Origin of the sequence: Streptomyces sp. NPDC056361 (assembly GCF_042262805.1) — a bacterium.
In the GTDB taxonomy this organism is placed as follows: domain Bacteria; phylum Actinomycetota; class Actinomycetes; order Streptomycetales; family Streptomycetaceae; genus Streptomyces.
The window spans coordinates 1-7,468 of sequence record NZ_JBHJQI010000236.1 but is presented as its reverse complement, the minus strand read 5'-3'; the positions used below and the strand labels follow the sequence as shown (position 1 = coordinate 7,468).

The following is a 7,468-nucleotide window of genomic DNA, read 5'->3' as shown; positions in this document are numbered from 1 at the left end:
GGCCCCGGACCGCTCGGTCCGGGGCCTTCCTCGTACGCGTGCCGCGAAGGGCTCAGATGCGGACCTGGACGGCGCCGGAGAGGCGGTCGTGGAGGCCGCGGCCGTCACGGTCCCAGATGAGGGCCGGGAGGGCGAGGCAGACCAGCAGGGAGCGGACCACCACGCGCCCGAGGCCCAGCCGGCCGCCGTGCGCCGAGACGACCCGCAGGCCGAAGAGGCGCTTGCCCGGCGTCGAGCCGACGGTGCCGACCGTCAGCACGCTCAGGACCAGCAGGATGCCGAGCGCCCAGTTGCCCGTCGCCTGGTTGTAGCCGTCGGTGACCAGGCCGTATGCGATCAGCAGGCACAGGGCCCAGTCGACGGCCAGGGCGCCGAGGCGCCGCCCGGGGCGGGCGATCGAACCGGGGCCCTGCTCCGGCAGCCCGAGCTGCTGACCGCGGTATCCGAAGTCGACGCCTGCGTCCTCGGCCGCCGCGCGGGGGCCGGAGAGCCAAGATCCGAGTGCTTGCCTGTTGTCCACCCGACCACGGTACTGCGCCCGTTTTTGATCACTTCGGCCCGGGTACGCCTATGGCTTCGGCGCGCGCGATGGCACCCACCCCGGTTAACTTCGACGAAACAATTGGGTCACGCTTGAGAAATCCCGTCTGCCTATGGTCGGGTCCAGCGTGTGCCACCGCACTGGCCGCACGACCGAGCTGCAACCCCGCCCCTCCCCGGGCCGGGAGTAGGAGGAGTTGGATGTCCGAGAAGCACGGGTTCCAGAACGCCGACGAGGTCCAGAAGTTCATCAAGGACAACGACGTCAAGATGGTCGACGTCCGGTTCTGCGACCTTCCGGGCGTGATGCAGCACTTCACGATCCCCGCGACGGCGTTCGACCCGTCCGAGGAGCTCGCCTTCGACGGCTCGTCCATCCGCGGCTTCCAGGCGATCCACGAGTCCGACATGGCGCTCCGCGCCGACCTGTCGACGGCCCGCGTGGACCCCTTCCGCCGCGACAAGACGCTGAACATCAACTTCTTCATCCACGACCCGATCACGGGCGAGCAGTACAGCCGTGACCCGCGCAACATCGCGAAGAAGGCCGAGGCGTACCTCGCCTCCACCGGCATCGCCGACACCGCCTACTTCGGCCCCGAGGCGGAGTTCTACGTCTTCGACTCGGTGCGCTTCGAGACCTCCGCGAACCAGGGCTTCTACCACATCGACTCCGAGGCCGGCGCCTGGAACACCGGTGCGGAGGAGAACAACCGCGGCTACAAGGTCCGCTACAAGGGCGGCTACTTCCCGGCCCCGCCGGTCGACCACTTCGCCGACCTGCGCTCCGAGATCTCCCTGGAGCTGGAGAACGTCGGCCTCCAGGTCGAGCGCCAGCACCACGAGGTCGGCACCGCCGGCCAGGCCGAGATCAACTACAAGTTCAACACGCTGCTCGCCGCGGCCGACGACCTGATGCTCTTCAAGTACATCGTGAAGAACGTCGCCTGGCGCAACAACAAGACCGCGACCTTCATGCCGAAGCCGATCTTCGGCGACAACGGCTCGGGCATGCACGTCCACCAGTCGCTGTGGGCGAACGGCGACCCGCTGTTCTACGACGAGACCGGCTACGCGGGCCTCTCGGACACCGCCCGCTACTACATCGGCGGCATCCTCAAGCACGCCCCGTCGCTGCTCGCCTTCACCAACCCGACGGTGAACTCGTACCACCGCCTGGTCCCGGGCTTCGAGGCCCCGGTCAACATGGTGTACTCGCAGCGCAACCGCTCCGCCGCCATGCGCATCCCGATCACGGGCTCGAACCCGAAGGCCAAGCGCGTCGAGTTCCGCGCGCCGGACCCGTCCTCGAACCCGTACCTCGCCTTCTCCGCCCTGCTCCTCGCGGGCCTCGACGGCATCAAGAACAAGATCGAGCCGGCGGAGCCGATCGACAAGGACCTGTACGAGCTCGCTCCCGAGGAGCACGCCAACGTCCAGCAGGTCCCGACCAACCTCGAAGCCGTCCTCAACGCCCTCGAGGACGACAACGAGTACCTCCAGGCCGGCGGCGTCTTCACCTCCGACCTCATCGAGACCTGGATCGACTACAAGCGCACCCACGAGATCGCCCCGATCCAGCTGCGCCCCCACCCCCACGAGTTCGAGCTCTACTTCGACCTCTAAACCGCGGGCTCACCCCCACCGAAGGCCGCCACCCCGGAACACCGGGGCGGCGGCCTTCGCCGTTGTCAGGGTCGGTCGGGTGTGAGGTGTCAGGTCCTGGTGAGGGTGAGGGGGGTGGTGTCGTGGTGGGTGAGGGTGGCGGGGTAGTCGCGGTCGTCGGTGGTGGAGAAGGAGTTGAGGACGGCGGGGCCGGGCTGGAAGGTGGCCGTGGGGTCGATGTTGCTCGGGAAGGACGTGGTCCACGGCACCGGGGCGCCCGGGGTGCAGGGGACGGTCAGGTTCTCGTGGGAGCCGGTGGCGGTGGTCTTGCGCTGGGTCTGGTTCGCGCTGACGTTGAGGGTGACGTAGGCCGTCTTGTTGCAGGTGACGGTGCCGCCGACGGTGATCTCGCCGGTGCGGTGGTCGACCGTGCCGGTGGGGTTCAGGCCGACGTCGACGGTGAGGACCGGGGGCGGCTCGGGCATGCGGGCGTGGAGTTCGCCGCGTATCGGGAGGGTGGAGCCGGCGCAGGTGCGCTCGAAGGAGGCGTCGATCTCGCGGATGTAGCCGTAGGGGCCGTACGCGACGTGCGAGACGGTGAAGGAGCCGGTGCCGCTCTCGCAGTACCGGTTGCCGCTGAACTGGAGCTTCGGGTCCTCGGCCCGGGCCTCGGGCCAGCTGCGGGCGCCGGTGTACGTGACGCCGGGCTGGAGCTTCCGGCCGTACGGCGCGGACATCGAGAGGAACCAGCGCTCGCCGTCCGGGGTCACGACGGTGGCACCCGCGGCGGACTCGTCGGACGGGCCCGTGACGTCGAACATGTCGGTCGACTCGGGCGAGAGGGCGTAGGACCGGCCTCCGGAGACGTACTCCCCCGGGTCGCCGGCGAACACCAGGGAACCAATCACCGCCTCGTGGGCCTGCGCCGTCCCCGTCAGCGGGCTCGCCGTCACCGCCAGGGCCAGGGCGGCCGTGAGGACGGCCGCCGGGCGGGAGAGGCGGGCGGGCTTGAGCGATCTCATCGAACGTCTCCTTGTGAGAGGTGTGGGCGTCGATCGGCTACCGCGTCGTCGAGGGGGTGGCGATGATCTCCTCGGCAGCACGTCGGTGAACCTAACAAGCCCCACTGACAAGGCCGTTCGACGACGGAAGGCCGCCTCCCCGGCTGGGGCGGCGGCCTTCGGTCGTGCGGGTGCGCGTACGCGTGCCGGTGCGGGGTCAGCGCCCGTAGCGGATGAGGGCACGGACCATGCGGCAGGTGGTGTCGGACGGCGGGTGGATGCCGATGGTCTCGGCAGTGGTGCGTATGGTCGTGTTGGTGGCCTTCGACGGCAGGTAGACGCCCGCGTCGAGGAGGGCGATGGCGAGGCGCATGGCCTTGAGGCGCCGGTTGTGCGTCACGTACCACTCGCGGGGTCGGCCCGCGGGAAGCGGCTTCCGCTGGAGGGGCTTCCAGGGTTCGATGGACGGCGTGCGGATCACGGCGAGAGCCATGGGCTACCTCCTGGCGAACGGTGGGATGGGGGCCCTCCCCGGGACCCTCACCTTCACCCCCTATTTTAGAGACCCCCACTGACAATCGCCCCTGGCCAGATGGGGTTTAGGGGGTGGTGGCCGGAGGCCTGGGGGGTACCGTGTGGGGCATGGAGATCTGGATCAACCCCGCCTGTTCCAAGTGCCGCAGCGCCCTCACCCTGCTCGACGCCGAGGGCGCCGACTACACCGTGCGCCGCTACCTCGAGGACGTGCCGTCGCCGGACGAGATCCGGCGCGTCCTCGATCGCCTCGGGCTCGAACCGTGGGACATCACGCGCACCCAGGAGGACGCCGCCAAGGACCTCGGGCTCAAGGAGTGGCCCCGGGACGCCTCGAACCGTGAGCGGTGGATCGAAGCCCTCTCCGCACACCCCAAGCTGATCCAGCGGCCCATCATCACCGCGGAGGACGGCACCGCCGTCGTCGCCCGGACCGAGGAAGCCGTGCGGGACGCGCTGACCCGATGACCCGCTGACCCGCTGACCCGGTGACCTGGAGCGACGACATCGTGCTCGGCAACGATCTGCATCTCGACCTCACCGCGGGCGGCAGCCGACGCTCCGCGCTCATCGCGGCGCTGCGCGACGCCGTACGGTGCGGGCGACTGGCTCCCGGAACGCGGCTTCCGCCCTACCGCTCACTCGCCGCCGACCTGGGCATCGCCCGCAACACCGTCGCCGACGCCTACGCCGAGCTGGTCGCCGAGGGCTGGCTCACCGCCCGCCAGGGCTCGGGGACCCGCGTGGCCGAGGGCGTCACCGAGGGCTGGTCGAGCGGCCACCAGGGGGCGGGGGCGCGGGCGGCCGGGGCCGATGGGGCCTCCGGAGCCGATGGGGGCGATGGGGCCGATGAGGCCGCCCGGGGTTCAGCGCCCCGTCGGCGTGGGGCGGGGGGCCGTGCGGGCGAAAGTTTGCCGGCTCCACGCCGCGGGACGGGGGGCCGCCCGGCCGGCAGGGGCGCCGTACCCGCCCCCGGGGCGGCGGCGGCTGCCGTGCCGGCGCCGCCGCCTGCGCCGTACGACCTGGTTCAGGGCAAGCCGGACCCGGGGGCCTTCCCGCGCGGGGCCTGGCTGGTGGCGGCCAAGCGGGCGTTGACGGCCGCGCCGCACGAGGTGTTCGGGATCGGCGACCCGCGTGGGCGGGTCGAACTGCGGATGGCGCTGTCCGCGTACCTCGCGCGGGTGCGGGGGGTACGGACCGGGCCCGAGCGGATCGTGGTGTGCTCGGGCGCGGCGCACGCGCTGCGGCTGCTCGCCCGGGTCGTCGGGGAGGCGGGGCCGTGGGCCGTGGAGGCGTACGGGCTGCCCTTCCACCGCGGGCTGCTCGCCGAGGCCGGGGTCGGCACGCTGCCGGTGCCCGTCGACGAGGAAGGGGCGCGGATCGCGGAGATCCCGGCCGGGACGGGCGCGGTGCTGCTCACCCCCGCCCACCAGTTCCCGACCGGCGGGCCCCTGCACCCCGAGCGGCGGGCCGGTGTCCTGGAGTGGGCCCGGCGGACCGGCGGGCTCGTGATCGAGGACGACTACGACGGGGAGTTCCGCTACGACCGGCGGCCGGTGGGCGCCGTCCAAGGCCTCGACCCCGAACGGACCGTCCTCGTCGGCTCCGTCAGCAAGAGCCTCTCCCCCGCCCTGCGCATCGGCTGGATGTGCCTGCCCGCGGCCCTCGTGGACGGTGTCGTCGCCGCGAAGGGCGAACGCGAGCCGTACTCCTCTGCCACCGAGCAGCTCACACTCGCCGACTTCGTCGACTCCGGCGCGTACGACCGCCACGTCCGCCGCATGCGCCAGCGGCACCGCAGCCGTCGCGACCTGCTCGTCGCGGCACTCGCCGAACGGGTGCCGGAGGTGCGCGTCACGGGCATCGCCGCCGGTCTGCACGCCGTCCTGGAGCTGCCCCCCGGCACCGAGCCCACCGCCCTGGCCGCCGCCGCCCGCCACGGCGTCGCCGTCGAGGGCCTCGCCGCCTACCGCCACCCCGACGCCCACGGCCCGGCCCGCCCCGACGGCCTGGTCGTCGGCTACGCCACCCCGCCGGAACGGCTGTACGGCGCCGCCGTGGACGCCCTGTGCACGGCTCTGACAGAGGCCGTCGCCGTCGGATCGCACTCCTGATGCCCGCGCCCCGCACACGGCAACGGCAGAGACCGTGGGGTCTCACTCCTGCGGCCGCAGGTGCTTCCGCATGATCGTCTCGGTGGCGGTCACGGCGTCGGCCGTGTAGCCGAGCCGCCCGTACAGGGCGAGGGCCGGGGCGTTGGACGTGAGCACGGCCAGGCGGAGTGCGGGGGCGCCGGTGGCGTGGGCCCAGGTCTCGACGGCGGTGATCAGGCGTGCCGCGAGGCCGTGCCCGCGGGCGGCGGGGGCGACCCAGACCGAGCGGAGCTCGGGGACTCCGTCGGGTGCCCGGAGCCCGGCGGCGAGGCCGACGGGCCGGGCGCCGAGGACCGCGAAGACGCCGTACGCGGCCGGGTCGTCGAAGCGGGCCCGCCACCGCTCCTGCCCGTCGCGCTCCCAGTCGGCGAGCCGCGCCTTGAACGCCTCGGGCGAGGTGGCGAGGGAGGCGAGGCGGGCCTCCCGCCAGAGCGGCCAGTCGGCGGGGGTGACGGTCCGGACGATCGGAGGCCCGTCGCCGCCCTCAGGCGTGGCCCGCCGCACAGCGTTCCGCCTCCGTCAGGATCTCGGTCAGTCGGAGGCCGAAGCGGGCGTCGCAGGGATGGGGTCGGCCGGTGCGGGCGGAGGTGACGAGGGCGTCGACGGCGGCGCCGAAGGCGGTGACGGCGCCGTCCCAGCGGGGCAGTTCGGCGCGGCCGGCGGTGCCGTGCAGGGTGAGGGCCGCCTCTGCCGCGGCGGGCGGGGCGCTGAGGGTGAGGGTGGCCGTGCTGCTCGCGCCGGACGCGTGGCGCAGGACGAGGTGGTGGGTGTCGCCCGGGCCCGGAACGGCGGTGATCGCGGTGACGTCGCCGAGGACCGGCAGGTAGACGGAGAGGACGTGCGGGCCGACGTCCCAGAGGCCGCCCTTCTCCCGCCGCCAGGGGGAGGCCGCGTAGTCGCTCGCCGAGCCGGGGCCGTAGAGCGAGCCCAGCCAGTGCGCCTCGCCGAGGAACCAGCCGCCCGCCGCCGCCTGCTCGTCGATCCAGCGGGCCGTCGGCTCCGCGAACCGCAGGGTGCAGAAGACCACGGAGGCGACTCCGGCCGCGTCGACGGCGTCGGCCACCGTGCGGGCCCCGGCCACGGTGGTGGCGACCGGCTTGTCCAGGAGCACGTGGCAGCCGGCCTCCGCGGCCCGTACCGCCAGGGGTGCCTGGATGTCCGGCGGGAGCGCGAGGGCGACGGCGTCGCTCGCCTCGAAGAGCGCGTCCACGTCGTCGAACGCGCGGGTGCCCGACGCGGCGGCGAGCGCGGCCGCGGCCTCGGGGCGTCTCCCCCACACACCGCTGAACTCGGCGTCCGCGTGCCCCGCGAGCGCGGGCGCGTGCGTCCGGGCGGCCCAGGGGCCGGTTCCGAGGAGTCCGATACGGGGCTTCGCGCCCACCTTCTTCGCCATGGGACCAGTCTGCCGGGTGCCGCCGACAGCCGGGCCGGGAACGTCCGACGGCGGGCAGTACCGGCGCGTCAGTCAGACGGGGCGGGCTCGTCCGGCGGCGGGCAGTACCGGCGCGTCGAACAGCCGGGCCAGGGGCGTCGGCCGGCCGGGGCGGGCTCGTCCGGCGGCGGGACCGGCGCGTCCGACAGTCCCGGCCGCCGCTCCCCCTCCTCCCGCCGGCGGCCTCCGGCGGGAGGAGGGGG

Annotated in this window: 8 protein-coding genes; 3 read left to right on the top strand and 5 right to left on the bottom strand. The window is 73.4% G+C overall.

Features of this window, described 5'->3' with window-relative positions:
• Window positions 1–52: 52 nt before the first annotated feature.
• Window positions 53–520 carry an RDD family protein gene (locus tag ACFCY7_RS38840; RefSeq protein ID WP_376490800.1) on the bottom strand — a complete coding sequence of 156 codons (468 nt, stop codon included), beginning with the start codon at window positions 518–520 and terminating at the stop codon, window positions 53–55.
• Window positions 521–741: 221 nt separating this feature from the next.
• Between ACFCY7_RS38840 and glnA the strand changes: the two genes are divergently transcribed.
• Window positions 742–2,166, top strand: a complete 1,425-nt coding sequence (gene glnA / locus ACFCY7_RS38835; RefSeq protein ID WP_376490799.1) for a type I glutamate--ammonia ligase — start codon at window positions 742–744, stop codon at window positions 2,164–2,166.
• A gap of 89 nt (window positions 2,167–2,255) precedes the next feature.
• Here the strand turns inward: glnA and ACFCY7_RS38830 are convergent, their stop codons facing one another.
• Entirely contained in the window at window positions 2,256–3,167 is a 912-nt protein-coding gene (locus tag ACFCY7_RS38830) for a hypothetical protein (protein ID WP_376490798.1), read from the bottom strand.
• Between the two features lie 196 nt (window positions 3,168–3,363).
• On the bottom strand, window positions 3,364–3,639 hold the full coding sequence (locus ACFCY7_RS38825) for a hypothetical protein (protein ID WP_367825114.1): 276 nt from the start codon (window positions 3,637–3,639) through the stop codon (window positions 3,364–3,366).
• A 149-nt stretch (window positions 3,640–3,788) separates the two neighbouring features.
• Between ACFCY7_RS38825 and ACFCY7_RS38820 the strand changes: the two genes are divergently transcribed.
• Together ACFCY7_RS38820 and ACFCY7_RS38815 are read left to right on the top strand one after the other, a co-directional pair.
• On the top strand, window positions 3,789–4,148 hold the full coding sequence (locus ACFCY7_RS38820) for an arsenate reductase family protein (protein ID WP_376490797.1): 360 nt from the start codon (window positions 3,789–3,791) through the stop codon (window positions 4,146–4,148).
• Window positions 4,149–4,168: 20 nt separating this feature from the next.
• A complete protein-coding gene (locus ACFCY7_RS38815; protein ID WP_376490796.1) occupies window positions 4,169–5,794 on the top strand; it encodes a PLP-dependent aminotransferase family protein in 1,626 nt (541 codons plus the stop codon).
• A 42-nt stretch (window positions 5,795–5,836) separates the two neighbouring features.
• On the opposite strand, the gene ACFCY7_RS38810 is transcribed toward ACFCY7_RS38815, so the two are convergent.
• The gene (locus ACFCY7_RS38810; RefSeq protein ID WP_376490795.1) at window positions 5,837–6,337 is read right to left on the bottom strand and encodes a GNAT family N-acetyltransferase; all 501 of its coding nucleotides are present in this window, start codon (window positions 6,335–6,337) and stop codon (window positions 5,837–5,839) included.
• Window positions 6,318–7,226: a Gfo/Idh/MocA family protein gene (locus tag ACFCY7_RS38805; RefSeq protein ID WP_376490794.1), complete on the bottom strand. Its 909-nt coding sequence runs from the start codon at window positions 7,224–7,226 to the stop codon at window positions 6,318–6,320. The genes ACFCY7_RS38810 and ACFCY7_RS38805 overlap by 20 nt, the downstream gene beginning before the upstream one ends.
• Between the last annotated feature and the right edge of the window lie 242 nt (window positions 7,227–7,468).

Coding starts and splice junctions, on each gene's coding strand:
- ACFCY7_RS38825 (WP_367825114.1), bottom strand. CDS start 3,639: ATGGCTCTCGCCGTGATCCGCACGCCGTCCATCGAACCCTGGAAGCCC.
- ACFCY7_RS38805 (WP_376490794.1), bottom strand. CDS start 7,226: ATGGCGAAGAAGGTGGGCGCGAAGCCCCGTATCGGACTCCTCGGAACC.
- glnA (WP_376490799.1), top strand. CDS start 742: ATGTCCGAGAAGCACGGGTTCCAGAACGCCGACGAGGTCCAGAAGTTC.
- ACFCY7_RS38830 (WP_376490798.1), bottom strand. CDS start 3,167: ATGAGATCGCTCAAGCCCGCCCGCCTCTCCCGCCCGGCGGCCGTCCTC.
- ACFCY7_RS38820 (WP_376490797.1), top strand. CDS start 3,789: ATGGAGATCTGGATCAACCCCGCCTGTTCCAAGTGCCGCAGCGCCCTC.